Annotated in this window: 26 protein-coding genes; 13 read left to right on the top strand and 13 right to left on the bottom strand. The window is 46.3% G+C overall.

Annotation, left to right across the window (positions count from 1 at the left end):
• Window positions 1-164: 164 nt before the first annotated feature.
• Entirely contained in the window at window positions 165-950 is a 786-nt protein-coding gene (gene fkpA, locus MHM99_RS01415; protein WP_069945209.1) for an FKBP-type peptidyl-prolyl cis-trans isomerase, read from the bottom strand.
• 197 nt (window positions 951-1,147) lie between these two features.
• Here fkpA and MHM99_RS01410 point away from each other — a divergent pair, with 197 nt between their 5' ends.
• The 3 genes from MHM99_RS01410 (at window position 1,148) to MHM99_RS01400 (ending at window position 2,780) form a co-directional block, all read left to right on the top strand.
• Window positions 1,148-2,080 carry a hypothetical protein gene (locus MHM99_RS01410; protein WP_168463679.1) on the top strand — a complete coding sequence of 311 codons (933 nt, stop codon included), beginning with the start codon at window positions 1,148-1,150 and terminating at the stop codon, window positions 2,078-2,080.
• A 9-nt stretch (window positions 2,081-2,089) separates the two neighbouring features.
• Window positions 2,090-2,338, top strand: coding sequence for a SlyX family protein (locus MHM99_RS01405; RefSeq protein ID WP_014980717.1), 249 nt, complete (start codon window positions 2,090-2,092; stop codon window positions 2,336-2,338).
• Window positions 2,339-2,621: 283 nt separating this feature from the next.
• Window positions 2,622-2,780 carry a hypothetical protein gene (locus tag MHM99_RS01400; protein ID WP_012520154.1) on the top strand — a complete coding sequence of 53 codons (159 nt, stop codon included), beginning with the start codon at window positions 2,622-2,624 and terminating at the stop codon, window positions 2,778-2,780.
• Window positions 2,781-2,802: 22 nt separating this feature from the next.
• Here MHM99_RS01400 and MHM99_RS01395 read toward each other — a convergent pair whose 3' ends face one another.
• Window positions 2,803-3,915 carry a DUF748 domain-containing protein gene (locus MHM99_RS01395; protein WP_014977789.1) on the bottom strand — a complete coding sequence of 371 codons (1,113 nt, stop codon included), beginning with the start codon at window positions 3,913-3,915 and terminating at the stop codon, window positions 2,803-2,805.
• A gap of 178 nt (window positions 3,916-4,093) precedes the next feature.
• Window positions 4,094-4,300, bottom strand: a complete 207-nt coding sequence (locus MHM99_RS01390; RefSeq protein ID WP_012520152.1) for a YheV family putative zinc ribbon protein — start codon at window positions 4,298-4,300, stop codon at window positions 4,094-4,096.
• A gap of 118 nt (window positions 4,301-4,418) precedes the next feature.
• On the opposite strand from MHM99_RS01390, the gene MHM99_RS01385 reads away from it, so the two are divergent.
• From MHM99_RS01385 to MHM99_RS01370, 4 genes are read left to right on the top strand one after another with little or no spacing between them, the layout of a single operon-like run.
• On the top strand, window positions 4,419-6,371 hold the full coding sequence (locus tag MHM99_RS01385) for an ATP-binding cassette domain-containing protein (protein WP_239217852.1): 1,953 nt from the start codon (window positions 4,419-4,421) through the stop codon (window positions 6,369-6,371).
• Window positions 6,352-6,861 carry a TIGR02444 family protein gene (locus tag MHM99_RS01380; protein WP_239217841.1) on the top strand — a complete coding sequence of 170 codons (510 nt, stop codon included), beginning with the start codon at window positions 6,352-6,354 and terminating at the stop codon, window positions 6,859-6,861. The genes MHM99_RS01385 and MHM99_RS01380 overlap by 20 nt, the downstream gene beginning before the upstream one ends.
• Before the next feature lie 20 nt (window positions 6,862-6,881).
• Window positions 6,882-7,916 (top strand): hydrolase, encoded by a 1,035-nt coding sequence (locus MHM99_RS01375; protein ID WP_014951329.1) that lies wholly within the window; start codon window positions 6,882-6,884, stop codon window positions 7,914-7,916.
• Window positions 7,917-7,964: 48 nt separating this feature from the next.
• Complete coding sequence (locus MHM99_RS01370; RefSeq protein WP_014951328.1) at window positions 7,965-8,201, top strand: YheU family protein; 237 nt, start codon at window positions 7,965-7,967, stop codon at window positions 8,199-8,201.
• A 53-nt stretch (window positions 8,202-8,254) separates the two neighbouring features.
• Here MHM99_RS01370 and MHM99_RS01365 read toward each other — a convergent pair whose 3' ends face one another.
• Window positions 8,255-8,809, bottom strand: coding sequence for an outer membrane beta-barrel protein (locus MHM99_RS01365; protein ID WP_239217839.1), 555 nt, complete (start codon window positions 8,807-8,809; stop codon window positions 8,255-8,257).
• Window positions 8,810-9,635: 826 nt separating this feature from the next.
• Here MHM99_RS01365 and MHM99_RS01360 point away from each other — a divergent pair.
• The gene (locus MHM99_RS01360; protein ID WP_156079023.1) at window positions 9,636-11,261 is read left to right on the top strand and encodes a glucan biosynthesis protein G; all 1,626 of its coding nucleotides are present in this window, start codon (window positions 9,636-9,638) and stop codon (window positions 11,259-11,261) included.
• Entirely contained in the window at window positions 11,242-13,233 is a 1,992-nt protein-coding gene (gene mdoH, locus MHM99_RS01355; RefSeq protein WP_239217837.1) for a glucans biosynthesis glucosyltransferase MdoH, read from the top strand. Before MHM99_RS01360 ends, mdoH begins: the two co-directional genes overlap by 20 nt.
• 113 nt (window positions 13,234-13,346) lie before the next feature.
• Here mdoH and MHM99_RS01350 read toward each other — a convergent pair whose 3' ends face one another.
• The 3 genes from MHM99_RS01350 to nudE all read right to left on the bottom strand — a co-directional run bounded on the left by MHM99_RS01350 (window position 13,347) and on the right by nudE (window position 15,471).
• On the bottom strand, window positions 13,347-13,931 hold the full coding sequence (locus MHM99_RS01350; RefSeq protein WP_039235753.1) for a YceI family protein: 585 nt from the start codon (window positions 13,929-13,931) through the stop codon (window positions 13,347-13,349).
• 127 nt (window positions 13,932-14,058) lie between these two features.
• Complete coding sequence (gene cysQ, locus MHM99_RS01345) at window positions 14,059-14,904, bottom strand: 3'(2'),5'-bisphosphate nucleotidase CysQ (protein ID WP_014951323.1); 846 nt, start codon at window positions 14,902-14,904, stop codon at window positions 14,059-14,061.
• A 3-nt stretch (window positions 14,905-14,907) separates the two neighbouring features.
• A complete protein-coding gene (gene nudE / locus MHM99_RS01340; RefSeq protein WP_014951322.1) occupies window positions 14,908-15,471 on the bottom strand; it encodes an ADP compounds hydrolase NudE in 564 nt (187 codons plus the stop codon).
• A 71-nt stretch (window positions 15,472-15,542) separates the two neighbouring features.
• Between nudE and yrfG the strand changes: the two genes are divergently transcribed.
• The 4 genes from yrfG to MHM99_RS01320 all read left to right on the top strand — a co-directional run bounded on the left by yrfG (window position 15,543) and on the right by MHM99_RS01320 (window position 19,771).
• Window positions 15,543-16,256 carry a GMP/IMP nucleotidase gene (gene yrfG / locus MHM99_RS01335; protein WP_014951321.1) on the top strand — a complete coding sequence of 238 codons (714 nt, stop codon included), beginning with the start codon at window positions 15,543-15,545 and terminating at the stop codon, window positions 16,254-16,256.
• Window positions 16,257-16,269: 13 nt separating this feature from the next.
• Window positions 16,270-16,815 carry an inosine/xanthosine triphosphatase gene (yjjX, locus tag MHM99_RS01330; RefSeq protein WP_014951320.1) on the top strand — a complete coding sequence of 182 codons (546 nt, stop codon included), beginning with the start codon at window positions 16,270-16,272 and terminating at the stop codon, window positions 16,813-16,815.
• Window positions 16,816-17,095: 280 nt separating this feature from the next.
• Window positions 17,096-18,484: an NAD-dependent succinate-semialdehyde dehydrogenase gene (locus MHM99_RS01325; RefSeq protein WP_239217835.1), complete on the top strand. Its 1,389-nt coding sequence runs from the start codon at window positions 17,096-17,098 to the stop codon at window positions 18,482-18,484.
• A gap of 231 nt (window positions 18,485-18,715) precedes the next feature.
• Window positions 18,716-19,771, top strand: coding sequence for an MBL fold metallo-hydrolase (locus MHM99_RS01320; RefSeq protein ID WP_239217833.1), 1,056 nt, complete (start codon window positions 18,716-18,718; stop codon window positions 19,769-19,771).
• Window positions 19,772-19,829: 58 nt separating this feature from the next.
• Here MHM99_RS01320 and MHM99_RS01315 read toward each other — a convergent pair whose 3' ends face one another.
• The 6 genes from MHM99_RS01315 to gspJ all read right to left on the bottom strand — a co-directional run bounded on the left by MHM99_RS01315 (window position 19,830) and on the right by gspJ (window position 25,459).
• Window positions 19,830-21,263, bottom strand: coding sequence for a YdgA family protein (locus tag MHM99_RS01315; RefSeq protein ID WP_239217831.1), 1,434 nt, complete (start codon window positions 21,261-21,263; stop codon window positions 19,830-19,832).
• 99 nt (window positions 21,264-21,362) lie between these two features.
• Window positions 21,363-22,118, bottom strand: a complete 756-nt coding sequence (locus MHM99_RS01310) for a type II secretion system protein N (RefSeq protein ID WP_239217829.1) — start codon at window positions 22,116-22,118, stop codon at window positions 21,363-21,365.
• On the bottom strand, window positions 22,115-22,594 hold the full coding sequence (locus tag MHM99_RS01305; RefSeq protein WP_014977776.1) for a type II secretion system protein M: 480 nt from the start codon (window positions 22,592-22,594) through the stop codon (window positions 22,115-22,117). Before MHM99_RS01305 ends, MHM99_RS01310 begins: the two co-directional genes overlap by 4 nt.
• On the bottom strand, window positions 22,591-23,790 hold the full coding sequence (gene gspL, locus MHM99_RS01300; RefSeq protein ID WP_239217827.1) for a type II secretion system protein GspL: 1,200 nt from the start codon (window positions 23,788-23,790) through the stop codon (window positions 22,591-22,593). Before gspL ends, MHM99_RS01305 begins: the two co-directional genes overlap by 4 nt.
• Window positions 23,790-24,836 (bottom strand): type II secretion system minor pseudopilin GspK, encoded by a 1,047-nt coding sequence (gene gspK, locus MHM99_RS01295; protein ID WP_239217825.1) that lies wholly within the window; start codon window positions 24,834-24,836, stop codon window positions 23,790-23,792. The genes gspL and gspK overlap by 1 nt, the downstream gene beginning before the upstream one ends.
• Window positions 24,833-25,459 (bottom strand): type II secretion system minor pseudopilin GspJ, encoded by a 627-nt coding sequence (gspJ, locus tag MHM99_RS01290; protein ID WP_239217823.1) that lies wholly within the window; start codon window positions 25,457-25,459, stop codon window positions 24,833-24,835. The genes gspK and gspJ overlap by 4 nt, the downstream gene beginning before the upstream one ends.
• Window position 25,460: the final 1 nt, after the last annotated feature.

Raw genomic sequence — 25,460 nt, 5'->3', positions numbered from 1 at the left:
TTCGAGGCACCAAGCATATTGAATAACCCACTTTACTATTTGGGTACGCGCGTGGTGAAAACCCACTGGCTCGTAGGGAAAAGGTAAGCAAGGATCACGCTGACTCACTAAAACAAAAAAGCCGACGCTATGCGTCGGCTTTCTCTTTTTCTTAAAGCACTAACTTATTCCGCTGGCGCTTCTGCTTCAGGCTTGACCACTTCTAGCAACTCAACGTCAAAGATAAGCGTCGAGTTTGGCGTGATTGCGCCAGTAGAACGCGCACCATAAGCAAGTTCAGATGGGATATGGAAGCGATACTTTGCGCCTTCTTTCATCAATTGAACGCCTTCAGTCCAACCAGAAATAACGCGATTAAGTGGAAATTCTGCTGGCTCGCCACGCTTGTAAGATGAGTCGAACTCTGTGCCATCTAGCAAGGTGCCACGGTAGTGAACTTTAACCATGTCTGTCGCTTCTGGGCTTGCACCCTCGCCTTCTTCAAGTACTTCGTACTGAAGACCAGACTCGGTAGTTACCACACCTTCTTTCTTACCGTTTTCTTCTAGGTAAGCTAGGCCAGCTTCAATATTTTTTTCAGCGGCTTGTTCCGCCATTTCTTGCTGCTTAGCGCGAAGTACTTCTTCGCCTTGTTGAGCGATTTGCTGAATCTGCTCTGGCGTAAACTTAAGGGTGTCGTTTAGACCGTCTTTAAAGCCTTGTTGTAGCGCATCTTGGTCTAATGTTAAACCCAGTTGCTCTTGTTGTTCGGCACGGTTGCTAACGAACAAACCCATGCTTGCGCCCATGGCGTAAGCTTGCTTTTGCGTATCTGTCATTTCTTCTGCTGAAACAGAAGTTGTTTTTGCACTATCAGCGCTTGTAGAAGCGGCCTCATCAGATGTATTTGGCTGGCAAGCGAAAAGGCCTAGCGCAGCGATAGTAGATAAGGCAACGAGCGACTTCTGCATAAAAACGTCTCCATAAATTTTTATCATCATGCGTCTATGTCTATACTGCTGCATCCAAGGCAGTGTGCACGATAGTTAAAGATGCGTGATCCATGCTATGTTAAACCTAGCGTTTACAAAGCGAAACCCATTTGATTATGTTTAGGCCTCAAATGTTCCATAGAATAGCGTTACTCATCGTACTTATAGGTAATTCCATGGGATGCTCTGTCCCTGATAGTACGCCAATACAGCAGTGGCGTCATGTAGAAGAAGGCGCCTATGCCGCAGATATTTCTACCGACGGCACGTTAGCGGTGGTTTCTGGCGTGAATAACGGGGTAAACGTATGGCGAATTGGACAAAGTGATCCCCTTTATCACTGGAGCCACCAAGGTGAAGGTGACAACCTGGTCATGTCAGTGCATATTAGCGCCGACAAAAGCTATGTTGTGACCGCTGACCGCGAGGCGTTTGCCTTATGGAGTCTGGAGACCGGCGAGCCTGAAGGTTTTTGGCGCATTGACGAGTCATCAATTAGAGATGTGGTGGTTACCAATAATGGTAACGGCATATTGGTGGCGCGCTCAAATGGCAAAGTTATGTACTTTGAACCTCGTACTTCGCGTCGACTAGAGTTTTTAGGGCATCAAGAAAAGGTTAACTCCATTGATATTTCCCCTAATGGTAAGTTCGCATTGACGGGGGGCAACGATTACATAGCGTATTTATGGAGCACTGACACTGGGCAAATAATTCATACATTCACCCACCCCACGCGAGTAACAAAAGTAGCGCTTGATGATGAAGGCCGCTTTGCTTTTACTGCGGACAGCCAGAGCAAGTCGCAAGTGTGGAATGTGCAAACCGGGCAGCCTGTGGCATCCCTCAAATATGCAGCGCGTCAGAAAATCTTCACAGACGTTGAGTTTTCCAAAGATGGTCAGTTTTTACTAACAGGCTCTCCCGCCAGAAAAGTATACCTGTGGGATTTGGAAACTGGCGAGCAAGTGCAATCCATTCAGGTTGCTTCACGAGAGTCAGTTTCACCACCAACCGCAGTTGTGTATGGCGTCGCCTTCCTCCCCAATGATAATATATTGTCCATAAGCAGTAGTGGCCTTGCCGAAGAATGGCAACGAGAGAGATAGAGAATTTACATGACAGATAAAAGCGCTGAGCATTTACAACAGCAAATAGATAGCGCGAATAGCTATATCGAAGAGCTTCAAACTAAAGTTGCGTTTCAGGAGCACACCATTGAGGCGCTAAACGATGCGCTGTCTTCGCAACAAAAGCAGCTTGACGATTTAGCCTTTAAAGTACGCCATGTCGTTGACCGCGTTAAGTCTATCGAGCCGTCTAATATTGCTAAGCAGTCAGAAGAAACCCCGCCTCCGCATTACTAGAACAATTGAAGCGCACTAGTAATTGCAACGCGGTATTCATTTGGATCACGTCCATTGGCGATGACACTTATTGCGGGGCGCTCATCGTGGGGAGAGGCCTGTGAAGACATCAAAGGCGCTTCGTTGATGTGCAGTAGTGTTGAAAAAACATCACGCTAGTTCATCTTGTTATGAGTTAGGCGAAGTCTTCATTTAGCCAGAATATACATTTGAATTACACTTGCGCCCCGATACAAAGGCTTCAGCAAAAAGAAGCCTTTTTTACTATTTAAGAGAGTGAGTTATGAGCGATTTTGATATGGATGCGTTTGATAGCATCGATTTTGACTCTGTTGAGCAGTCAGTAGCAGAGAAACAGGCTGAAAAAGACAAGCAAGAGAGTCAAGAGATTGAAGGTATGCGCGACGGCGCCAACGACTGTGGCGATAGCTGTACTATTTAAGCGCGCTCAGCGGCGAGGGCTCTTAATTTTCAGAGCCTTCCGGCGCTTCCAACTTATCCAGCTCGAGTCTATCCAACTCTATACTTTTCTCCACATCGCCGTTAAAAGCTTCGATAAATGCATTTTTTAAAATCGCGGTAAATGCCTCCCATGTTTGGGTGTCAGGGCTTGATAAATCGCCTTCAACAGGAATGCGTGTGGCAATTTGGTCTTCGCTTTGGTTTTCAAACAGTTCGGTGACAAACGCGGAAATGGCTTCGATACTGCCCTCAATAAAACCATCGCCGTCACGTTCAATGTCACCCTTCCAAGAAAATACCTCCACATTATGCAAAATGGGTTTGATATAGCCTTTTACTTTCCCTTCATTAGACGCCACTTCAGCCGCAAGCGTGAGTGTGCCGGCTTCCAGATCAAACGGTGCGTAGGTATCAAGTAGGTTCTTAAAGTTCACTAGTCCAACGTTGTCAGCTTGAATATCAACGTCAAATGTGGGGGCTGTTGTTGCGGGGTTGAGTTTAGCGTTTAAGGATATCGTGCCCTGCTGTGCCGTTTGTCCTTGCGCTTTGGCCGTTGCTACACGTGAGTCTGACAAGTTGTCGCTATTCACCAAGTTATTCACTTCAAGCTGAATATCATGAAGCGCAATGTCGATAGCCGGAGAAGTATCGGGGTTGTGGAAAGCGACTTTTCCTTGGTTAATAGTTAGCTTATCGATGCGTAACGGGAAGAGTTGGTCGGCGATAGATAACCAGTTTTCATCCTTACCAGACTGGCTTCTCTCCTCCGTGTTGCCGTCTACAAAATTAATCTCGGGGGAATTAACAATGACTTTTCCCACCGCTGCACCTTTGAAAAGCTGTGACCATGAAAGCGTAAACTCCACATAGTCAGCTTTAAATAGCGGCCTATCTACTTGCCCGTTCGCCTTATAAAGCAAAACATGTTCTAAACTGTATGCGCCGCGCCATAGCATTAAATCTACATCGCCCACGCGGCCGTTATACTCTTTTGACTGACTCAGCGTCGTGTTGATGTATGACGCTGCGGCGTAAGGCAAGTAAAGTCTTATGGCAATAAGCGTAAGCAACAAGGCTATAAGGACATAGCAGGCACGTTTTTTAGCATGTTTCATATTTCACTCCTTTGCGAAGGAAATACAAAAATTATGCCTGAGCAACCTCTTTCGTTAGGTAACGAGGATACCCAGCGTTGGCGTGGCATGAAGAGACGTTTGCAAAAAGCCTGAGCACAGCGTTGTAAGGTGTTACACAGGCTTAACGGTAAGATTTACTGAGACGTGGGTAGGAATGTTAGTGCGGTTTAAAGATGCCAATCACATTTTCGTTTGAGCGTGTGGCGGCACTCACCTTTTCATCAGTTTGCGCTTCATTGTATCCACACGCAACGCACTCCAACTTTTCTACGTTATTTTCAAAATATAACGAAATCGTATCTAGCTCTTGGCATTTTGGGCACGTAGCCCCTGCAACAAAGCGGCGTTTTACACGTTTTGACATACATACACCTTTGGAGAATTTCGCGATTATTATACCTTGAAATGGTAAGTGTTGATCAGCTTTTACCTTAAGTTTTTGATATTATACGCGCCCTAGTTTGTTCCATCACAGGTTACTCATGATAAAGCTTTCAAATGTATCGCTACTTCGCGGTCGCAAAATGTTGCTAGAAGAGGTGTCGGCGCAGGTTTTTCCAGGCCACAAAGTAGCGCTGATTGGCAGCAACGGCTGCGGAAAGTCCACGCTTTTTGCACTGCTGAGAAGTGAGTTAAGTGTCGATGCTGGCGACTGCAGCGTACCGAATGACTGGCGAATTGTAAGCGTGGCACAGGAAACGCCAGCAACTGACCGGACCGCGATAGACTATGTGGTGGACGGTGACAAACATTTACGTAATCTACAGGCGCAATTAGAAGCCGCTGAAAAAAGCGGCGACGGTGTAAAGATTGGCCAAATTCACGGGCAGCTCGAGCAAGCGGGAGCATACGACGTGGAAGCTCGCGCAGCGACCATTCTGTCGGGTCTTGGGTTTACCAATGTGCAGTTAAGCGCACCAGTTAGCGATTTTTCAGGCGGCTGGCGTATGCGCCTAAACCTAGCTCAAGCGCTGCTTTGTCCTTCAGACTTACTGCTGCTTGATGAACCTACTAACCACTTAGACTTAGACGCCGTTATTTGGCTAGAGAAATGGCTTCAACGCTACGCGGGAACGCTGTTGCTGATTTCTCACGATAAAGCCTTTATCGACAACACGGTTGCGCAAATTATCAGTGTTGAACAACAGAAGCTTATCACCTACACCGGTAACTACTCGTCTTACGAAACCCAGCGCGCTGAACGTATTCGCTTGCAAAACATTGAATATGAAAAGCAGCAGCAAAAAGTAGCGCACCTCAATTCGTTTATTACCCGGTTTAAAGCTAAAGCGAGTAAAGCTAAGCAAGCGCAAAGTCGTATTAAGCAGTTGGAGAAAATGGAAACCTTGTTGCCAGCCCATATGGCAAGCCCATTTAGCTTTTCTTTTGCGCCGCCGTCGGCACTGCCTAACCCGCTTGTGCAAATGGAGAAGATACAGCTGGGTTACGACGACCATATTGTGCTGCAACAGGTGAAACTCAATTTAGTACCTGGCAGCAGAATAGGTCTTCTAGGTCGAAACGGGCAGGGTAAGTCTACGCTAATCAAACTATTGGCGGGTGTGCATGCGCCAAAGCAAGGTATTTTTAATACGGCTAAAGGCCTTAAGATTGGTTACTTTGCTCAGCATCAGTTAGAAACATTAGATGCTAACGCTACTCCGCTTCTTCATTTGCAGCGCATTGACGAAAAAGCCACCGAGCAGCAACTTCGCGACTATCTGGGCGGATTTGGATTTAATGGCGATGAAGCATTAGCGCCCGTGGCACCCATGTCGGGCGGTGAAAAGGCGCGCTTAGTATTGGCGTTAATTGTTTATCAGAAGCCTAACTTATTGCTGCTGGATGAGCCTACCAACCACTTAGATTTGGAAATGCGCCATGCGCTAAATATCGCGCTTCAAGGTTTTGAAGGCGCCATGGTACTGGTCTCGCACGACCGCTTCTTACTCTCCTCGGTATGTGAAGATTTCTATTTGGTAGACAGTGGCGAAGTTGAACCATTTAAAGGCGACTTGGACGACTATCGCGACTGGATTTTAAAACAGCAGGCAGCGGAAAAAGCCAAGGCCAATAGCGACGCCAAAAACGAAGAGCAACAAGAGACTGGCGCGCAGAGTAAGCCGGAACGCAAATTAGATCGTAAAGAAGAAAAACGCCGTGAAGCCGAGTTTAGGCAAAGGGTTGCGCCACTTAAAAAAGCCATTGAAAAACACGAAAAAGCCATGGAGAAATGTGGTGCTGCTTTGGCTGAGGTGGAAGCGTCACTTGCCGATACTTCGCTTTACAGCGAAGACAAAAAGGCGCAGCTTATGGGCCTACTCGACAAGCAAACTCAGCTTAAGCAACAGCTTGAAGAAGAAGAGATGGCATGGCTAGATGCCCAAGAGCAAATTGAGCTAAAACGAGAAGAGTATGACAATGCCAACGCCTAATATCGAAAACCGCGCGTTTTGGGAGTATAGCGTTTCTCGCTATACCAAAGGTGATATGGCTCCTCTTGCGCTTTTACTGCAAGACAACCACAAGGTTAATGTAAACGTTCTCTTGCTGATTTGCTGGTGTTTAGAGAATAATGTCATCATTAATTTGCCACAGCTTAAGGCAGTGATTGCGGCATCAAGTGCGACCGAAGAAAAGTTACAGTATCACCGTGCAAGGCGAAAGGCTGCGAGCCCCGAAAAAGGCGGAGACCAAGCAGAATATGACGCACTCAAAGCACAAGAGCTAGAGCTTGAAAGACAGCAGCAGCACGATATTGTTGCGTCGTTCAATGAGCAGCCAGTCACGCATCTGGGTCTGGGGCAATCTGTATCGTCTAACGTATTTAACGCGTCTATCGCAGCGTTTATAAATGCATACGGACTGCGAGACAACAACGAGGCGCGCCAACTAGTGAGCCTAGTGGTTAACCAACTATCGTAAAAACACAATAAGAACACAAAATGAGTAAATCAGCGCTATCGCATGGAAAGATAATAAAAAGCAGCTTTAAGGTGCCAGGGTGGGCGAAGAACCGTCATGTGCAAACCATATGGCCGCGTTTTATTCAAAAGCGGTTGCCTTTGTCTTACGACATGGAGCGTCTCACATTACCCGATGACGACTTCGTCGATGTGGCGTGGGGGCCAAAACCGCAGGAAACATCGGGTATCGTGGTGATGTTTCATGGTTTAGAAGGCAGCATTAAGTCGCATTACGCGAACGATATGATGGCGCAACTTTCTGTGAATGGTTGGCAGGTGGTGATGATGCACTATCGCGGCTGTAGCGGCGTGCCAAATTTAAAAGCGCGGGCGTATCACAGTGGAGAAACAGAAGACCCCAGCTTTTTCTTAGAGTGGCTTCACGATAAATTTCCACGAATTCCTAAAGTGGCCATCGGCTTTTCCCTTGGCGGCAATATGCTATTGAAACTGTTGGGCGAAAACCCTGCGCAAAAGTGGCTTAAGGCAGCGATTGCCATTTCTTCACCTCTTAAACTTTCTGAATGCGCTAAATCAATTAACCAGGGTTTTTCTCGCGTATATCAAAAGTATTTACTTACTAGCATGAAGGATACGCTGCGTAAGAAAATGGAGTACATCGATTATCGCAAGCTTATACAGCTAACAAAAACTGATGTGGAAGAGATCACCAGCTTTACCCAATTCGACGAGAAGATCACAGCGCCGCTTCACGGCTTTGCAGACGCTCAAGACTACTATGAAAAGTGTAGTGCGTATCACTTTTTAAGCGCGATCCACTGTCCTACACTGGTATTACATAGCATTGATGACCCCTTTATGAATCACTTAATTGTGCCTAAGGAAGAAGAGCTTGCGCGCAACGTTACCGTGGAGCTAAGTGAACGAGGCGGTCACGTTGGGTTCATGCAAGGTTCTATATTAAATCCTAAAGTATGGCTGCACGAACGGGTGAAACGTTTTGTAAGTGAAGCCTTACCTGTAAATACTACGTGTCGTTATGTCAGCCGCTAATGTTGATGTTCTAATAATTTACCCAAACGCTTTTTATCAGGAGTGTGAATGATAATCCCCATTGACGCGCTAGAAGCCGATACGCTTTATAGCCTGGCTGAGTCTTTTGTTCTGCGAGAGGGCACGGACTACGGCGCTGAAGAAGTTGCGCTAGATGTGAAAGTGCAGCAAGTGTTAAACAGACTCAAGTCGGGTGAGGCGGTGCTGGTCTATTCAGAGCTTCATGAAAGTGTAGATATCAAAAGAAAAGAAGATATTGAGCCAAGCGAAGCTGAAGAACAATAGACACAAAAAAGCCGGGTCGAGCAACCCGGCTACCTACCTGAGGAGAGGAAGGCTTAAAACGCGTAACGTGCAGTTACCTGCATAATGTCTAAATCATCAATGATTCTGTAGTTTGCACCCACAGCCCATTGTGGCGTGATGTAATAGTTAGCGCCTACTCTAAATGTCGCTTCACCATCGTCTACATCGTAGTAGCCAACTTCACCCGCCAGCTCTACCTGCTCTGTGATCATCGAGCGAAGGCCAGCATTGATGCTGTAACCTGTTTCGTCGTTTACGTCACCGTCAATACGCTCTAAGTTGGCACCAAAATACGCGTCTGTTGTCGCGTTAACCGGTAAACGGTAACCCGCACCTAGTGTCAGCATATCAAAGTCAAAGTTGCCCTCTTCAGAGAAGCTATACTCGCCGTTTAGGTACCAGTTGCTATTCAATAAGTATTTACCGTTAACGGTTAAACCGTCTGGTTCAAAAGACTCATTGTCGTCAAAGTCCATTTTGGTGTAACCACCTTCTACGTAACGCCAGTCAGGCTTGTCGGCCATAGCTGTAAGAGGAAGTGTTGCCGCAGTTAGTGCTGCTGCAATAAGTGTGAATGATTTACGCATGTGATAACTCCTTAGTATGTTCAGTAACCCACCTTGTTCACCGCAAACGTTTTCGTTGTTTAAACACGTTCTAGGTACTCTATAAAGCTCTAACCTTTTCATAATGGTTCTAGTCTTTACACAATGGCTCTAGACAGTTTGCAAAACGTGTTGCAAGTCAGTGCTTTACGACACACTGCAAAAGGCTACTTGGTTGATGAACACAAAGCCGTACTTGCCTTCATGCCATCTTTATTATTTCCGTTAAGAAATAGTGACCGATTTATTTATCAACATGATGAATAGCAAAGCGTTTGCCAACTTCGTACTAAATCACTATTTTGATATGTCTTAATTTATCTATGTCGCTAATATTTATAGATAAAATACGTCTGGCTTTTTAGAGGCTACACATTTGAAATGTTCAAAATCAAAGTTTGATGTATTCCTAGTAAAACGTTGGCACACAAAACTGTCTCTAAAAAACAACAGTTATCCTTTTGTCTAACTCATCGGACATTTTTACAAGCCAGTGTTCTCCAATAATTCACAATGTGTGTGTTTGTAAAGTATTGTAAATTATGAAAAATATAAAAAATAACGGCGACTATTTCGTGTTGGAACAGCTTTTGCTCAAGTCTCTGTGTGTTATCCAACATTCACTTTAGCCCTTCGGCAAGGAATTCGGTTTTTCACGATATTAGTGGATAAAGAAAGGAAGAGAGCGCCTTTCTCGCGTGGCTTCAATCAATACCGTTTTTGTAAATGACGCTTTTCAGTAAGTAAGGCGTGTAACGAGTTGTTGATGGTCATCTGGATAACCATTGTTTTCATAAGGAGAGGACAAATGGCTAAGCCAGTTTCGATTTTCGGTAAAGATTTACAAACGAATGTGCGTCAGCGCAATAAGCTGTCACACCTTCTTTTAGCGATGAGCAGTGTCATCGCATTATTTGCGTTTCAACAAGCCGGTGCAGTTGAGGTTAACAACGACAATCAGCCTCAAAAAGCATCGCCGGTTCTTCAGTCAATTATTGATGCTGCACGCCAGTCAGCGACAGAGAGCTACGAGCAGGACGATCACGGGTTAAACAGCAAGCTTAAAGAAATTGACTACACCACGTATCGTTCAATTCGCTTCAAGCCCGAGCAGAGTCTGTGGCATGGCGAGAATGACTACGAACTGCAGTTTTTTCACCCGGGGTTTTTATATGAATACCCTGTCACTATCCACACTATTGGTGAAAGCAATAAGCCTGAACGCCTAGCGTTCAACAGTGACATGTTCAACTACGACGGGTCTGCGTCGGGGTTAGCTGGGCTAACGGACGAAAAGTCAGGGTTTGCTGGATTTCGCGTTCACTACCCTATCAAGAACGAAGAGTACAAAGACGAATTTGCTGTATTTTTGGGGGCATCGTACTTCCGTCTTGTAGGTAAAAATCAAGTGTACGGTATCTCTGCACGAGGTCTTGCGATTGATACGGCGCTAGCCAAAGGCGAAGAGTTCCCCCACTTCACTGAGTTCTGGGTCATAGAACCGAGTGAGGGTAAACCTATTACTGTTTATGCGCGTCTTGAAAGCCCTTCTGTAGCGGGCGCGTACAAATTTGTTATACAGCCTGATATTGATACCAGCGTTAAGGTAGAGAGTTGGTTATTTGCCAGAGATGACGTGAGCAAGCTAGGCATTGCACCGTTTACCAGTATGTTCTTGTATGGCGAGAACACAGAAAAGCGCCATGACGACTATCGTCCAGAGGTGCATGATAGTGACGGTGTACTCATGGTAACTCACGCTGGTGAAGAAATTTGGCGCCCACTGACTAATCCTGCACGCCTTCAAGTCACGTCACTTAGCGACGCAAACCCTAAAGGATTCGGCATGCTTCAACGCGACGGCGAATGGGATAATTACCTCGACGCAGAGGCCAATTACCATATACGCCCAGGGCTATGGGTGACGCCAGAAGCTGGTTTTGAGAAAGGCCGATTAGAAGTCGTCGAAATTCCGACTAAATCCGAAATACACGACAATATCGTGGCTTTTTGGACGCCTGAAAAGCCATTCAATTCGGGCGAATCACTGTATTTCGCTTACGAGCTTAAAACCGTAGAACAAAATCCGTTTGTCAGTGAACTGGCCTCAGTTGTACGTACCCGCCAAGGCAAGGCTGTGTTGCCGGGTGACGAGTTTAAAAACGACAGTCTAAATACGACACGACAGTTCAGCGTGGACTTCAGCGCGCCTTCTGCCATTGCTTTTGATAACGAGTCGATGAAGTTGGTGGTACAGGGTACTAACGGCACGATTTCTCAGCAGCGACTTTACCCCGTTGCTGATGGACAAGAGTGGCGGGCCACCTTCTTTGTTAAGCCGAAAGAAAAGCAGACGGTAGATATGCGCGCTTACATAGAGAAAGACGGTAAACGTGTGAGTGAGGTTTGGAATTATGTCTACCAACCAAAATAATCGCGCTTGCATAGCGGTATCGGACGAGGCTAAAGCCGTGCCTCAGGTTAAAAGTGATGGCACTGCACGTGCTTCACACTTCATCTTAAAAGGAGAGCATATGCGTTTGTTTATCATGGCAATGCTAGTTATTCCAAGCACGGCACTGGCCGGTTGGAGTTTGTACGAGATCTTTTTACCTAACGGCCTTACCAACTTAGAGATTGCACAGTTGGGGTTGGGGCTAACGCTGTTCGCATGGTTGTGTATGGCGTTTTGGACAGGCATTATCGGTTTCTTTCTGCAGCTTTTTAACATCGACCCGTTGAGCTTGCGCAGAAATCAAACGCCTCCTGATACTTCTGTGTCATTAACGCAAAAGCACGCTGTCGTCATGCCGGTTTATAACGAAGATACCCGCCGTATTATGGTGGGGTTTGAAGCTTGTATTCGCGAATTAATGGAAAGTGACAACAGTTCTAAATTCGACTTTTTCATGCTCAGCGACACCCGCGATATGGAAAAAGCGGATGCAGAGCTACGTGCCTTTTCCCGACTGAAGAAACGTTTAGGTGCCTTCTCTAGCCAAGTGTTTTACCGTCGTCGCGAACAGAATCTGCACAGAAAAGTGGGCAACCTCAAAGAGTTTTGTGAACGCTGGGGTGCAAACTACGAGTCGATGATTGTGTTAGATGCTGATAGCGTGATGAGCGGTGAGCGCATGCAAGACTTGGCGCGTCGTATTGAGCAAAACCCTGATACGGCGTTAGTGCAGACCATTCCAATGCCGGTACGTCAAAACACCTTCTTTGGTCGTTTTGTGCAGTTTGCTGCTCACCTTTACAGCCCAATGTTGGCGACAGGTCTATCGTTTTGGCAAACAGACAGTGCAAACTATTGGGGGCACAATGCCATTATTCGTATTGCACCATTTATGCAGCATTGCGGGCTACCTACCCTCGAAGGACGCGCGCCTTTTGGTGGTGAAATTTTAAGTCATGACTTTGTTGAGGCTGCGCTACTGCGCCGTGCTGGCTGGCAGGCCTACTTGCTTACCGACACCACGGGCAGCTATGAAGAAGTGCCAAGTAACATTGTTGACTACGCAATTCGCGACCGTCGATGGGTGCAGGGCAACATACAGCATTTAGGGTTATTGAACGTTAAAGGTCTTAAAATGGCAAACCGCCTGCACTTCTTATTTGGTGCGTTTGCGTACATCTCTTCACTCATACTATTTTGCATGTTGGCGCTAGGTACAGCAGATGCGTTAATTCGCGCCACGTCAGTGCCAGAGTTCTTCGTGTCTGAATACCAGCTTTTCCCTAGTTGGCAGGTAGCGCGCCAAGACATGATGATGGTAACCATGTGGGGTACGGCGGCCTTATTATTCTTGCCTAAACTTCTCGGTATTACTTTAGCTTTAATAAAACGTCGTGGCGAATTTGGTGGCGCGTGGTCTTTGCTTAAAGGGGCAGCAATTGAATTAACTATGGCCGTGCTTATTGCGCCGCTAATGATGTTCTATCACAGTTATTTTGTGATTAGCGTTTTTGTTGGCCACTCTGTTAAATGGGAAGCGCAAGAGCGTGAAGGGCGCAAAGTGCCATGGAAAGTTGCAATTAAACACACGCAAATTATGAGCTGTTTAGCGGTAGCGTGGGGCGTAACTACTTTCTACTTCACCCCGTCGCTATTTATGTGGTTGTTACCCGTATTAGTAGGCATGGTGTTAGCGGCGCCGGTTATCCGCTTAACAAGCAGCGATAAACTAGGCATGGCCATGCGTAAGTGGGGCGTGTTTGTCATTGACCAAGAAGTGAATGAGTGTAAAGCACTTAAGCGTTTACGCGTTGCAATGGGGTATTTCGCTATATCACAGCACAAGGCAGAAGTACCTGCGCTTCCTGATAACGTGTGGCAGAGCATGCCAGAGCAAGTACTAAGTCAAAAGCCATTGCCTATGCGCCACAGGCTTCCTAACAGCGCATAATGGACTCAAAGTAGATATCAAAACAAAAAAACCGCACATGTGTGCGGTTTTTTATTGCGTTTAGTCACGTGCCACCTAGCTTTTTATCGATAGACGGCGGCAATAACAATGTTTTATTGAGTAAACGTAACTGAAAACGTTACGGGTACTGTTGTTGTTATGCTCTTAAGCCCTGCAATTTTTTGAAGTGCAGCTACGCCTTCAGCAAGTCCAAAAGACTCTGCTTTAATTAACGTTGGTGACGTGGTTGATACGGTAAGCGTATCGTCGTCTACTTTACTTGCTTTAACAGCAAATGACGTAGGAACGGCTTTTCCGTGCAACATCAAAATACCGTCTACCTTCCCGTTAACAACTTGGCCCGATTTCAGGTTCATCATCGACTCAGGCAAGTTGGCTTCAAATGTCGCTTGTGCAAACTTGGTCACGTTGAACAGCATCTCTTGCATTCGCTTGTTGCGAATATCAATGGCTGTATTCACTGACGATAAGTCAACCGCCACGTTAAGTTTGCCACCGTCAGACAGCGTACCATCAAAGCTATCAAACTTATGTACTTCGGTGACTTGTGCATTCTTCGTCGATAAGAAGTGAAGTGCACTTGTTTCGCCGTCTATTGACCAATCGGCTGCGGCGGGAAATGCTAGCCCACATGCGAGCAATGCTGCAGACAACGTGCGAATACGTGTAGTCATCATAGGTTACTCCTTTTACTTTTTGGTTCCATCTGGCTTGATTTAACCACTACCAGAGTAATGTGGCCCAGCAACATTACTACGCTATTATACGTAGGTTAACACGCTGCGCTAAGTAAATTATTACGCGCTAGTGCTGATGTGGGTTTACGAAGTCATCATACTGGACTACATCTTGCCATGGCACCCTTTGATCGCCCATTACCACAAAATCCGGGTTCTCTAGCGAATGACGCTGATTGTAGGTAAGAGGTTCGAAGTTAGCTGCGGCAATACTCCCACCCGCTTCAGAAACAATGCATTGCGATGCGCCAGTGTCCCATTCGCCGGTAATACCGATGCGCATAAACACATCAGCTTTTCCTTCAGCAATAAAGCAGGCTTTCAGGGAACAGCTTCCCAATGGAAGCGTTTGATATACGCGCTTGGCGCACATTCTGCTGAGCACTTTTTCTCTCGACTGACGACGGCTTATTGCAATCATCACCACACTATTTTTAGGGTCGTCTAGCTTGCGTACGCTTATTGGGTGATCGCCATCAGGTGATGACTTAAACGCGCCTTTGCCTTTCTGGGCGTAATATAACGACTGCCCTGGAGGCCAAAAGATAACGCCTATTGTCGGCTCATTGTTCTCTATTAGCGCAATGTTTACTGCGAAATCACCGCTTCTAGCAATGAATTCTTGGGTTCCGTCGATGGGATCGATTAACCAGTATCGAGGCCAATGCTTTCGCTCTTCTAGACTTGCATGTTTGTTTTCCTCTGAGAGGATTGGGATATCAGGCGTTGCGGCTTGTAAGCGCTTGTTGATGATATCATTTGCCAAATAATCTGCGCTGGTAACGGGAGACTCATCGTCTTTTTGATAAGCGTCAAACTCCCCTTTATCGTATACTTCTAATACGGCTTCACCGGCTTCGATGGCAATTTCTTTCGCAAGTTCTAGTAGGTCGGCATGGGCGTCGTCGGGCATTGTTTATTGTTCCTTAAACCACTTTTGAGCTAAAAACAGCGCGGCTATACAGCGTGCTTCTACAAAATCTTCTCGTGCAAGTAAAGCATCTGCTTCATCTAAAGGCCAGTGAATCACCTCAAGAGGCTCAGGTTCGTCGCCTTCAAGTTGCTTTGGATACAAGTCTCGAGCCAAAACAATGGTCATATTGGCGTTAAAGAAAGTGGGCGCCATGCTGACCTTATGAAGCTCCACAAGATCATTGGCCGCGAAGCCTGCCTCTTCTTGTAGTTCGCGATTAGCAGCTTCAATGGCAGTTTCGCCAGGGTCTATTAAACCTTTTGGAAAGCCTAGTTGATACGAATGTGTGCCGGCAGCATATTCACGAATTAACACCATAGTGTTTTCATCAAGCATAGGCACTATCATTACTGCGCCCCTGTTTCCGCCAGCCATCCGCTCGAATTCACGGGTGGCGCCGTTCGAAAACTCAAGGTCTAAGCGTTCTACCCTAAAGAGTTTGCTTTGCGCAACGATTTCACGAGAATGAATTTGTGGTAACGGTTTGTTCGGATCAATTTTTGGCATGTCTATCGCTACAACTTTGTTATCATACTTGTATACAATTTCCTAGCTTACTTCATTATAAGGAAAATCGCTTGCCCTTTCTGCCCTGGAATGAAATAGAAACTGTACTGTTAGACATGGACGGCACTTTGCTGGACCTTCATTACGACAACCAGTTCTGGCTACATCATTTGCCTAAACGATTAGCACAAATAAGAGGAATTTCAGAGGCGCAGAGTCAACGTGAAATGACTGCGCGATATGAGTCAGTATTCGGGCAAATTCAATGGTATTGCTTAGATTACTGGGCTGAATCTCTTGAAATGGACTTAGAAAATGAGTTTATGCCGCTGAAGCGTGAGCTAGCACATTTGCTCGCCCTTCGTGACGATACCATTCCGTTCCTTGATGCGCTTCATGACTCAGGCAGGCAGGTGGTATTAGTGACCAATGCGCACCCAAACAGTTTGGCGCTAAAGATAGAGCATACCCAGCTCGACGCACATATCGACAACCTCATCTCTACCCATGAGTTCGGCGTAACCAAAGAGTCTCAGCTGCTATGGGAAAGATTACAGGCACGGGTAAAGTTCGATGCCCATCGCACTTTATTTGTCGATGACTCACTGCCAATTCTAAATGCGGCAAAGACATACGGTATTAAACATTTACTTGCTGTCGATAACCCTGATAGTACCTTGCCAAATCGCAATATTAGTGAGTTTCCAGCGGTGCGCGATTACCGTTTAATGCTAGAAGATATTAAGCAGAACCCTGTTGGGACTGTTTCGAAAGGACGTTTTTAAAGGACGAAAGCACATGGTTTCTGACACAATTTATGTAGGGTCGCTGAATCCGGTAAAAATTAATGCTGCACTCAATACACTCTCTGACACACTAGAGCACGATTTCGACGCTCAGGGTATGGCTGTACCAAGCGGCGTGCCTGACCAGCCAATGAATGAAGATGAAACGCGCTTGGGCGCCATTAATCGCGTGAAGGCCATGCTTGCTCATCATCAAGGTGGTCTCACAGATGCGTGGTATGTGGCAATTGAAGGTGGTGTGGATGTATTTGAAGATGGTCCTGCTACCTTTGCCTATGTGGCGATATACCATGAAGGTCACTGGTCGGTAACGCGAAGTGCAAGCTTGCCTCTTCCTGTAAGCGTATATCAGGCGCTACAGCGTGGAGAAGAACTTGGGCCAGTTATGGACAAGCTCTTTGATACAGTAAACATAAAGCAAAAAGGGGGGGCTATTGGTTTGCTTACTCTTAATCACGCCTCGCGACAAAGTGTTTATGAAGTGGCGTTAACGCTTGCTATGGCAAAGTTCCATTTCCCTGACTTATACACTGACTAGTGTTGAACCTCTTGTGCTGTACAACAAGGCGCATTACACCGTTAATCAAACAGAGTGCCGCAAGGGTATCCTTACTTAGGAAAAATGATAAGGCGATCGCAACGGTCGCCCTGAAATCTTTACTGCGATAGGTAATCTTTTCTGGATCCTTTCTGACACTATCCATTACTTAGACTTCAAGTTACTTCTATATTATTGAAAATAGGTTAAAAAATATTTTTTGACACCTTGGCTTTTTAGTTGCACTTCCTTCAGACCAAACGGAATAAGGAGAGTGACAATGAGTGAGACAATCAATACCTACAACCCTGCTACAGGTGAAAAGATCGATCATTATCATTTGATGTCAGCCGAGGACGCCGAACAAGCTGTTACCCGTTCACAAGAAGCCTATTTGAACTGGCGCCGTACGTCATTTGAGACCCGCGCTGATTTATTTAATAACCTTGCAAACCTGATGGAAGAGCGAATTGACGATCTCGCCAGCCTGATGACACGGGAAATGGGTAAGGTTACCGCGCAAGGAAAGCAAGAAGTGCAGCTATGCGCTGAAATATGCCGCTATACGGCCGAGCACGGCGCTTCAATTTTGGAAGACGAACACCGTATTTTCGAAGGTGGTCGAGCAATCATTACGTACCAGCCCATTGGCGTTATTCTTGGCATCCAACCATGGAATTTTCCGTTGTACCAAGTTATTCGTTACAGCGCCTCAAACATAATGGCGGGTAACACCACGGTACTGAAACATGCAAAAAACGTGTTTGGTATGGCGCAAGCCATTCAGCAAATGTACGAAGATGCTGGCTTTCCTAAAAATGTTTACCAGTCACTGCTAATTGATGGCAGCACGGCAAGTGAATTAATTAAGCACAAATACGTTCGCGGCGTTACTTTTACCGGGAGTGACGAAGTAGGTAAAGAAGTGGCTAAGGAAGCTGCAAGCTTGTCTAAGAAAACCGTAATGGAGCTTGGAAGTAACGACGCCTTTTTGGTGTTAGAGGATGCTGACATCGACCATGCTGTAGAAATGTGTATTCAAGGACGGGTTATTAATAACGGTGAAACCTGTGTGGCGGCTAAACGCTTTGTTATTGTGGATAGCGTCTATGAAGAATTCCGAGACAAATTTGTGGCACAGTGTAAAAAGCTAAAAGTTGGCGACCCCACAAACGAAAACACGGATTTGGGCCCAATGGCGAGAGAAGACTTGCGCGATGAACTTCATGAGCAAGTGAAAAAGTCGCTAGAAAAAGGCGCTACGCTATCACTGGGTGGAGAAATTCCAGACTCTGATGGCTATTTCTACCCAATCACGGTGCTGGAAGATGTATCGCCAGGTATGCCCGCTTATGATGATGAGCTATTTGGACCAGTTGCGTCGCTCATTCGCGTACGCGACGACAAGCAAGCCATGGAAGTAGCAAATGATTCACGTTATGGTTTGGGAGGCGGTATCTTCAGTACAGATACCGACAAAGCAATAGCATTGGCGAAAGATGAATTTGATACCGGTATGGTTAATATCAATGGGTACTCTTTGGCACAACCAAACTTACCTTTTGGTGGTGTGAAAGACAGCGGTTACGGTCGTGAGCACGGAGGCTATGGTATGCGTGAATTCGTCAATATCAAAACTATCATGGTTGCTGAGAAATCGGCCGAGTAGTGCACTTCGGTAAGAAGCAATGAGAAGAAAGGCGAACTTGGGTTCGCCTTTTTTGTTTTGCTGTACGCCCTATTCATTAAGGTAGTCGCACAGTCAAGTCCATGTAATTGAAAACAGTCAGGCCAAAAAACAGTGCGCAGTCAACTAGGCTGAATAGTTTCGTCCGGGCAAACGGTCTTTTAATCAAATATCTGTGTATTAATGAGTAGGGAATAACATAAGGCGATGGTTATGACGGTTATAAATAAACGGTTAAGCAATGTAAGATCAGGCATTGGGCTTACAAGGCAGGACAAACAGCGCGGTAGAAAAAAAACTGCGTTTTTTTGCGCTATGACAACCACTGCTATTCTATCGTTCTCGGCTTTAGCGCAGCCGTTGTCTCAACCATCAACTACATCAGACGATGCCGGCCTAAGCACCAGCCCTATGGGTTGCCATAACGTTTCGGTGCAAATATTAGGGTCGGGTGGACCTGAATTGGATGACGGCAGAACATCTAGTGCCTATGTGGTTTGGGTAAATGGCAGCGCCCGCGTGTTGGTAGATGCTGGAAGCGGAAGCAGCGTTCAGTTTGGCGCTGCGGGGGCGACGTTTGAATCGTTAGAAGTTATCTTGCTTTCCCACTTACACACCGATCACTCCGCCGATTTGCCAAGCTTTGTGAAAGGTGGGTATTTCACCGATCGCGAGAAAGATTTAATAATAATGGGGCCAGAGGGCAACGACATTATGCCGTCCACAAACGCCTATGTGTCGTCGTTAATAGGGAAAAACGGCGCGTTTAAGTATCTATCTTCTTACACCATAGAAGGCCAAGATGACTATACGATATCCACAAAAAGCATCGGGGCCACAACCTTTGAACAACCGTTTAAACGCAATGTAAACGATAGCGTCAGTGTTGAGGCAATGACGGTGAACCACGGGCCTATCCCAGCATTAGCGTGGAAGGTCAAGGCCAATGGCTGCGAGGCGGTATTTTCAGGCGATACCAATGATAAACAAGGAAACCTTGCTCGTTTTGCTAAAAGCGCGGACCTTTTGGTGCTGCACAACGCCATTGGTGATAACGCGGGTCAGGTTGCTAAGAACTTGCATATGACGCCGACTCAGATTATCGACATTGCCGCGCAGTCAAACGCTAAGCAAATAGTGTTGTCTCATATTATGAAACGTAGCGAACCGGGTCTTGATGCACTTACTGAGGCGATTACTGTTGTAGCTGAAGGTCGTGTATATGCCGCTGAAGATTTAATGAACATTACCCTGTCTGAACAGGAGTAAAATAAGCGTAAACCGTCTGCGATACACGGTTTACGCTTTTATAGAGGTTCTCTAACTATTATTGAGGGGCAAAAGGCAGCGGAATAGGCGTACCGTTTACACTGGCTTCGCCATCTTTAAGTGTTAGCTTTGTCTCGTAACCTTTCTCGGTTTCTTTTATTAAGCCTTGTTGAGCGAAGGTACTTAGCATCATAGGTGTCTGTTGTTCTACAGCTGCTTGAAGCTCTTCAGCCGTCATATTTTGTGCTTGTGGCGTCGCCATTAGTTGGCCCATCATATAGCCAGATGCCATACTCTGTGCAAGCGCTTTATCGGCGGTGATTTGTGCATCAGCCAGCAAATGCGTGACCCAATAAGCGGCGTCTTCCAACGTACCGGGAAGTGCATCTATACCCACTAATTTCGTGTTTGCGTAAGCGTTAAACGACCCTTCAGGCAACGTTGCTTTCAGCTTCGTTATATTAATCTCAGGCTCAGCTTTAAGCTGTGTTAGCAAGTTAGCTTCAATAAACTCCATCATTTTGGCTGGCACTTCTTCAGAAGGCACTAATAATGAATTGTTGCTAAATTCTTGATAGGCCTTAATGAAGTCGATATCTAAGTTATTGATGGCAACGCCTAATACCATGTCTGTAGCATCAAGCTCAGGGCCCACAGCTTTGTCGACAGCGTATTCTACGTAGACATTGGCGGTGTTATTGTCTTCGTCAATCTTGACGTCAGTAGCAAAAGCTAGGTTCTCAATCTTAACTGTCGCACCTGGCTCAATGTTGGAAATTTCTATGCTTTCAATACGCGCCTTACCAGTAGATTCAAATAAGTCACCTTTGAACGCCGCTACCATATCGCCATCATAGCTCATATCCATAGACAGATTTTTCATCTCTAAGGAAAATTCATCTGCGCTTATGCTTAGCGATTCACCCGACGACGTATACAAAGTTTTGTCACCATCAGGCTCAGCTTCACCCGCATAACCAGAGAAAAGTAGCGTGAACCCCTCTTCTTCGGCCGTCGCGCTAAGCGCTGGAATAACATCTGCGTAGCTTAGTCCACCAAACAAACCAACCACGCCTTCGTTGCGATAAATTGGCTGTTGGCCATCCCACTGAACGTATTCTCTTAACTCATCTCCATCAATAGAGACCGTATAGTGAATGCGGCCTAATCCTAAGCCATCGCCAAAGTACACCGGTCCGTGATGAGCTACTAGCGTAGCGGTAATGCTAGGGTTTTCTTCCATTGGTATATCAGTGGAGTCAACATTCTGTGCATTAATTAGCGCTTGAAAATCGACAGCAAGCTTGATTTCTGCTGTTGTCGAAAACCAGCCTTTGTCATACGAAAGTACCTCGGCAGAATAAACGGCTTGTTGGTTAATTTCGTTTACGGCGGCGTTAACATTTTCGTGAACGCTAGTGCCAATAAAATAAGGGGCAACGCCAAGTGCAACCAAAGTTACGCCCGCGCCAGCTAGAAGAGGTTTGTTCATGATTACAATCCTTTGTTAAAAAGTGTTCCCAGTTCCTCTGGCCACAAACGTGAAGTACGTTGGTGGCCTAGAAATTCTACGCATAGTTTGTGCTATGCATCACAGCTTAATCGCAATATAGCCGCTACTATCCGGCGCACCAAACAAGCGTGCGGCCTGATGGACTTCTTGCGGTAAGCTGTCGTCAGGCTTAAATTTACCACTTACTCGAATATTTTTCATCGTAATAGGGATAACCGCATCCATCGACAAGCTTAGTAAGTTAGGCTCGCTTACTAGTATTCCAATGTCATCGCCTTCACAACGCAGCTTTGCGGAATAAGTGCCAAAATCAATAGGACCCTGTGTACCGGCAACTGTCGCGTTGAGCCAATCTCCGGTGCCGTTTAGCGATTGACACGCAGGCCCAAACGTTAAGTCACTGAGCGACACTTTGAAGCGCCCGCCGGCATTTACTGGCAGCGGAAGGCGAACTTGTGCAAGTACTCGGTCTACCGGTAAATACAGCGTGAAGTTTTCGGTATTTACACTGTTTTGGCTGAAAAGTCCCGTGGTAATAGGCCCTTCAAATGCAATGTCGTTTTTATCGCTAATATTACCTGCTTTAAGGTTTAATTTAATTTTACCTATCAACATATGTAAGGGGCTAAGCTCCCATTTTACATTGTTGATGGGCAGGCCATTAACCACTACAGTTTGCGCCTTGCCTGAAAACAAGGTGCCGCTCACACCACTAACGGCAACATTGCTAGGTAACGCAATACGGCCAATAACGTGAACAGCAGGCATGTAAGCAATGGCAAACAATAAGAAGGCAATAATGCCGCCTATAATCCAACTAACTTTCGACTTCATGCTTTACCTAATTGTAATCGGCGAATTTTGATATAGCCTGGCGCATCGGCCTCGGCAATATCCGCTTGAAGAATAATCACGCCCATATTTTCCATGGCTTTGAGCCATTCTAAAACACTGTTAAACGGCGCCTGATCAACCCACACCTGAAGCTCGTCGCCTTGTGGCTGCATACGAGATATAGCAATGTCGTGCTGAGCAGTAGTGCGGTTTACCGCTTGCGGTAACGAGCCAGAGAATGTTCGTTTACCCCCGCTGCTGCGGCGCAATTGCTGTGCTCTTGCTGCACTGTCTTTTACCCAAACCAACAAGGATTGCTGATTGTCGAGAAGCTGTTTCTGTTTATCTAAAGCAGCATTAAGCGGCGACCATACAGCAAAATAAAATAGCGCAATTATTAATAGCACAGCTGAAACCAGTACTAACTTTTGTTCGCGCTCGGTCAGCGCTTTGTACTTTTCTAAGAGTGCATTCATGAGGTACTCCTTACTGATACTGTACCTACAACGCCATTGTCACGATTATTTATGGCCCCTTGTTCAACCACAAAGCCTGCGCTTTCTGCTGTACGTTTAAACTGCTCTAGCGCTTCAAAGTTTTTACCTTGCGCCTGAATGCGAATCTCAGTGCGGGTTGCATCGAAGCGCAGTGTTTGCGGTTTTACATCAGTGGCTGAAAAAGCTGGAGCGAGCTGATCTAGCATTATTAGCATAGAGGCACTGCCACCGCCTTGTTCTAACTTGGCAAGCTCGCTTTGTAGCTTCAATCGCACGTTGCGATAGGTACCAATATTGGGGAAACCCGCTTTAACAGCGGTATTAATCTCACTGCTTAACGCCTGATTTTGGGCTTTAAGCTGGTAAAGAGAAAATCCTTTGTCGATAAGGCTGGTGCATAGCGCTAACACTGCTAATACTGCAGCAACACGCCACTGATTCAGAACACCGCTGCGCTTGCGCTTTACCTTGTAATCGCCTTGGCATAGGTTAAAGCTGCTTTGCATCGCCTCTTTTGCCAATACTTGCATAGGCAGCTCTAAGGGTGCCTGCGCTTCCTCAATATTTGGCAAAGTGCTTAAATCGATACCCGCATAATTGGTAATGGTTATCGGGCTTTCTTGTTGTGCTGTAAAATGGACAAGAGTTGGCAGTAACCATGTTGCCTCGCCCTGCACGCCTTTGAATGTGTCTTGTCGAACGAGAAGCTGTTCACCTAACGTAAGCACTGACCAACCGTTTTCGGTGACTGGCACTGCGAGTACATCAGGAATAATGGTGTCGCAGAATAACCCTGCTTCGCTAAGCCAGGACTGCCACAGCTCCATCTTTTCATGGCTAACTACTGCAACGGCCTGCTCATCGCCTCGCTTAGGGCCGATCGCAAAAAACTGCTGGCTAATGTCAGTGGCAAGCTCGTCTTCTAGCATAAACGGGACGGCAGAAATGATCTTGCGGCCAGCTTTAGGCGGCAGCTCAACCCATTTGAGTAAAATTTCGCTGCTAGGCGCTAAGGCAATAACACTTCGTTGTCCCGCGCGTTCGGTCAGCGAAGATAAGGCTTCTGCATTAGGCAGCTCGCCCGATGCAATAATTTCATCTTCGGTTCGCGAATAAACGAGCCAGCTAATTGGGTCTGTATGGTTGGCGCCTAAACGCACCAAGAGTTGTTCCATCAATAGGTTCCCCCAAACTCGCGATTCACGATGCTAACGCCGGTATCGGCATTAACGTGAAACACGGTGGAAAGCTTAAAGGTTGCTTTGTTGTATTGTGTTTTTGTATGCAACATAAAATATTCAGTTTTAACCGAAAACCAATCTTGTCGAGTGCTTGTTAAATTAAGCGCTTGAATAGAGGGCTCGCTTAAAAATGCATTGGTATCGTCCCAGCCGTTTTGCGGGCGACTGCTAATCAAACTTGCAGCCTGCTGAATGTCTAACCCCGTTAGGCCTGCAAGTAATGGTGCATCTTCTTCTTCTAATGTGTTGACGTTAATTTTCAACTCATTGTAATCCGGGATCACGCAAACTAATGGCAGTAATGCGTCTAGCCACTGTGGTGATACACCGTTAATAATACGCAATTCACTTTTTGATGCCAGTGGTCCGTTAGCTGCTAGGTAAGGAAACTCTCTGGACTCGTATTCGCTGTCTTCTGCACCGTAAGGGCGCATTCTGTCATCTTCGTCGACCCAGTCGGCTAAACTGTCGCGTAAGGTATCTGCGGTGTAGTTGTCTAGTCCGTCAACGCTAAGTGATAGCAACATAGTGTGAAAAGCGTCCATGGCTTCCGTGGTGTTACTCGCTCCACTGCTGCCATTACCGCTGTTACTGCCCGCGCCTCCTGCACTGCCAGACGTAATCGCGTTTAAATTAAAACACGCTTGCAAATCGTCTAAGTTAGCGGTTAAACCACCGTTTTCTAACGGATAGCTGAATTCCTGCGCCCAAGCCTGGTCTATGGAGATAACGTCCGGGCTCTCTTCTATTAAAGACTGTATAGATTTTCGAGCGAATGCCTCGGCTCCCATGGCGTACCAATAAGCCTGATTATTGTCTTTTAAGTTCATCGTACGCTGCACCTGAAGCTGCAAGCGTGTACCCATTTCTGTGGCTAATACCGCAACCAAGGCTACTATCATGAGCACAATCATTAATGCCACGCCTTGCTGCTTAGCGGGTGGAGTAATCGACTTGCGCTGAGTACTCTTGATTGTCATGACGATTCACCCGTAGTTAAGGTAAATTCTCTGCGTATTTTTCCGAAGTCTTTACTGACAAACTCAATGGCCACCGCGCGCGGTAGTGCAGCCCCCTTATAACTTTCGCTCCACGACAGGTCTTCGTCTTCATCTAAGGCACTACTGTTAGCGGTGGCAAGAAATTCAATTTTTAAGCTTTCTACATCCTCTAACAGCACACGGACTTTGGGCTCGTAGCCTATGACGTTATCCACATAGTTGCTGTAAAGGCGCTCCAGTTTGTTTTCTTTGAGTCTATAGGCGACAAACTGTAGGGTACTTCGTGGCAACATTAACTGAGGGTTGTGCCACCCTCCGCGTACAAAACCAATGCCGTCATCGTCACTGTCGTCGGTTTCACCGCCAGACATGACCACGTCTTGCTTTTCGCCGTTAACCCTTGCTGCGCGAGGCACGGCTTGCTGAAGGTCTCGCTCAATCGTGATCATGGCACGCTGCAATAATTGAAGTTTTGCAAAACGCTCTTCTGAAATATCATTGCTGTCGATAACTGTGGTAAGTAGACCTGTGGATGCAAGCCCAATTAGGGTGAATATGGCCATAGCAATCAGTATTTCGATAAGCGTGAATCCGCGCTGCATG

It is taken from the genome of Alteromonas sp. MmMcT2-2 (assembly GCF_022348305.1).
Lineage (GTDB): Bacteria > Pseudomonadota > Gammaproteobacteria > Enterobacterales > Alteromonadaceae > Alteromonas > Alteromonas macleodii.
Note: the sequence above shows the minus strand (reverse complement) of the source record. Positions and strands in the feature narration are given on the sequence as shown.

Coding starts and splice junctions, on each gene's coding strand:
- MHM99_RS01310 (WP_239217829.1), bottom strand. CDS start 22,118: ATGAAGTCGAAAGTTAGTTGGATTATAGGCGGCATTATTGCCTTCTTA.
- MHM99_RS01315 (WP_239217831.1), bottom strand. CDS start 21,263: ATGAACAAACCTCTTCTAGCTGGCGCGGGCGTAACTTTGGTTGCACTT.
- MHM99_RS01320 (WP_239217833.1), top strand. CDS start 18,716: ATGACGGTTATAAATAAACGGTTAAGCAATGTAAGATCAGGCATTGGG.
- MHM99_RS01350 (WP_039235753.1), bottom strand. CDS start 13,931: ATGATGACTACACGTATTCGCACGTTGTCTGCAGCATTGCTCGCATGT.
- MHM99_RS01385 (WP_239217852.1), top strand. CDS start 4,419: ATGATAAAGCTTTCAAATGTATCGCTACTTCGCGGTCGCAAAATGTTG.
- gspK (WP_239217825.1), bottom strand. CDS start 24,836: ATGACAATCAAGAGTACTCAGCGCAAGTCGATTACTCCACCCGCTAAG.
- MHM99_RS01380 (WP_239217841.1), top strand. CDS start 6,352: ATGACAATGCCAACGCCTAATATCGAAAACCGCGCGTTTTGGGAGTAT.
- nudE (WP_014951322.1), bottom strand. CDS start 15,471: ATGCCAAAAATTGATCCGAACAAACCGTTACCACAAATTCATTCTCGT.
- MHM99_RS01390 (WP_012520152.1), bottom strand. CDS start 4,300: ATGTCAAAACGTGTAAAACGCCGCTTTGTTGCAGGGGCTACGTGCCCA.
- gspL (WP_239217827.1), bottom strand. CDS start 23,790: ATGGAACAACTCTTGGTGCGTTTAGGCGCCAACCATACAGACCCAATT.
- fkpA (WP_069945209.1), bottom strand. CDS start 950: ATGCAGAAGTCGCTCGTTGCCTTATCTACTATCGCTGCGCTAGGCCTT.
- MHM99_RS01405 (WP_014980717.1), top strand. CDS start 2,090: ATGACAGATAAAAGCGCTGAGCATTTACAACAGCAAATAGATAGCGCG.
- MHM99_RS01325 (WP_239217835.1), top strand. CDS start 17,096: ATGAGTGAGACAATCAATACCTACAACCCTGCTACAGGTGAAAAGATC.
- cysQ (WP_014951323.1), bottom strand. CDS start 14,904: ATGCCCGACGACGCCCATGCCGACCTACTAGAACTTGCGAAAGAAATT.
- MHM99_RS01395 (WP_014977789.1), bottom strand. CDS start 3,915: ATGAAACATGCTAAAAAACGTGCCTGCTATGTCCTTATAGCCTTGTTG.
- MHM99_RS01400 (WP_012520154.1), top strand. CDS start 2,622: ATGAGCGATTTTGATATGGATGCGTTTGATAGCATCGATTTTGACTCT.
- gspJ (WP_239217823.1), bottom strand. CDS start 25,459: ATGCAGCGCGGATTCACGCTTATCGAAATACTGATTGCTATGGCCATA.
- yjjX (WP_014951320.1), top strand. CDS start 16,270: ATGGTTTCTGACACAATTTATGTAGGGTCGCTGAATCCGGTAAAAATT.
- MHM99_RS01305 (WP_014977776.1), bottom strand. CDS start 22,594: ATGAATGCACTCTTAGAAAAGTACAAAGCGCTGACCGAGCGCGAACAA.
- MHM99_RS01375 (WP_014951329.1), top strand. CDS start 6,882: ATGAGTAAATCAGCGCTATCGCATGGAAAGATAATAAAAAGCAGCTTT.
- MHM99_RS01370 (WP_014951328.1), top strand. CDS start 7,965: ATGATAATCCCCATTGACGCGCTAGAAGCCGATACGCTTTATAGCCTG.
- MHM99_RS01365 (WP_239217839.1), bottom strand. CDS start 8,809: ATGCGTAAATCATTCACACTTATTGCAGCAGCACTAACTGCGGCAACA.
- MHM99_RS01360 (WP_156079023.1), top strand. CDS start 9,636: ATGGCTAAGCCAGTTTCGATTTTCGGTAAAGATTTACAAACGAATGTG.
- mdoH (WP_239217837.1), top strand. CDS start 11,242: ATGTCTACCAACCAAAATAATCGCGCTTGCATAGCGGTATCGGACGAG.
- MHM99_RS01410 (WP_168463679.1), top strand. CDS start 1,148: ATGGGATGCTCTGTCCCTGATAGTACGCCAATACAGCAGTGGCGTCAT.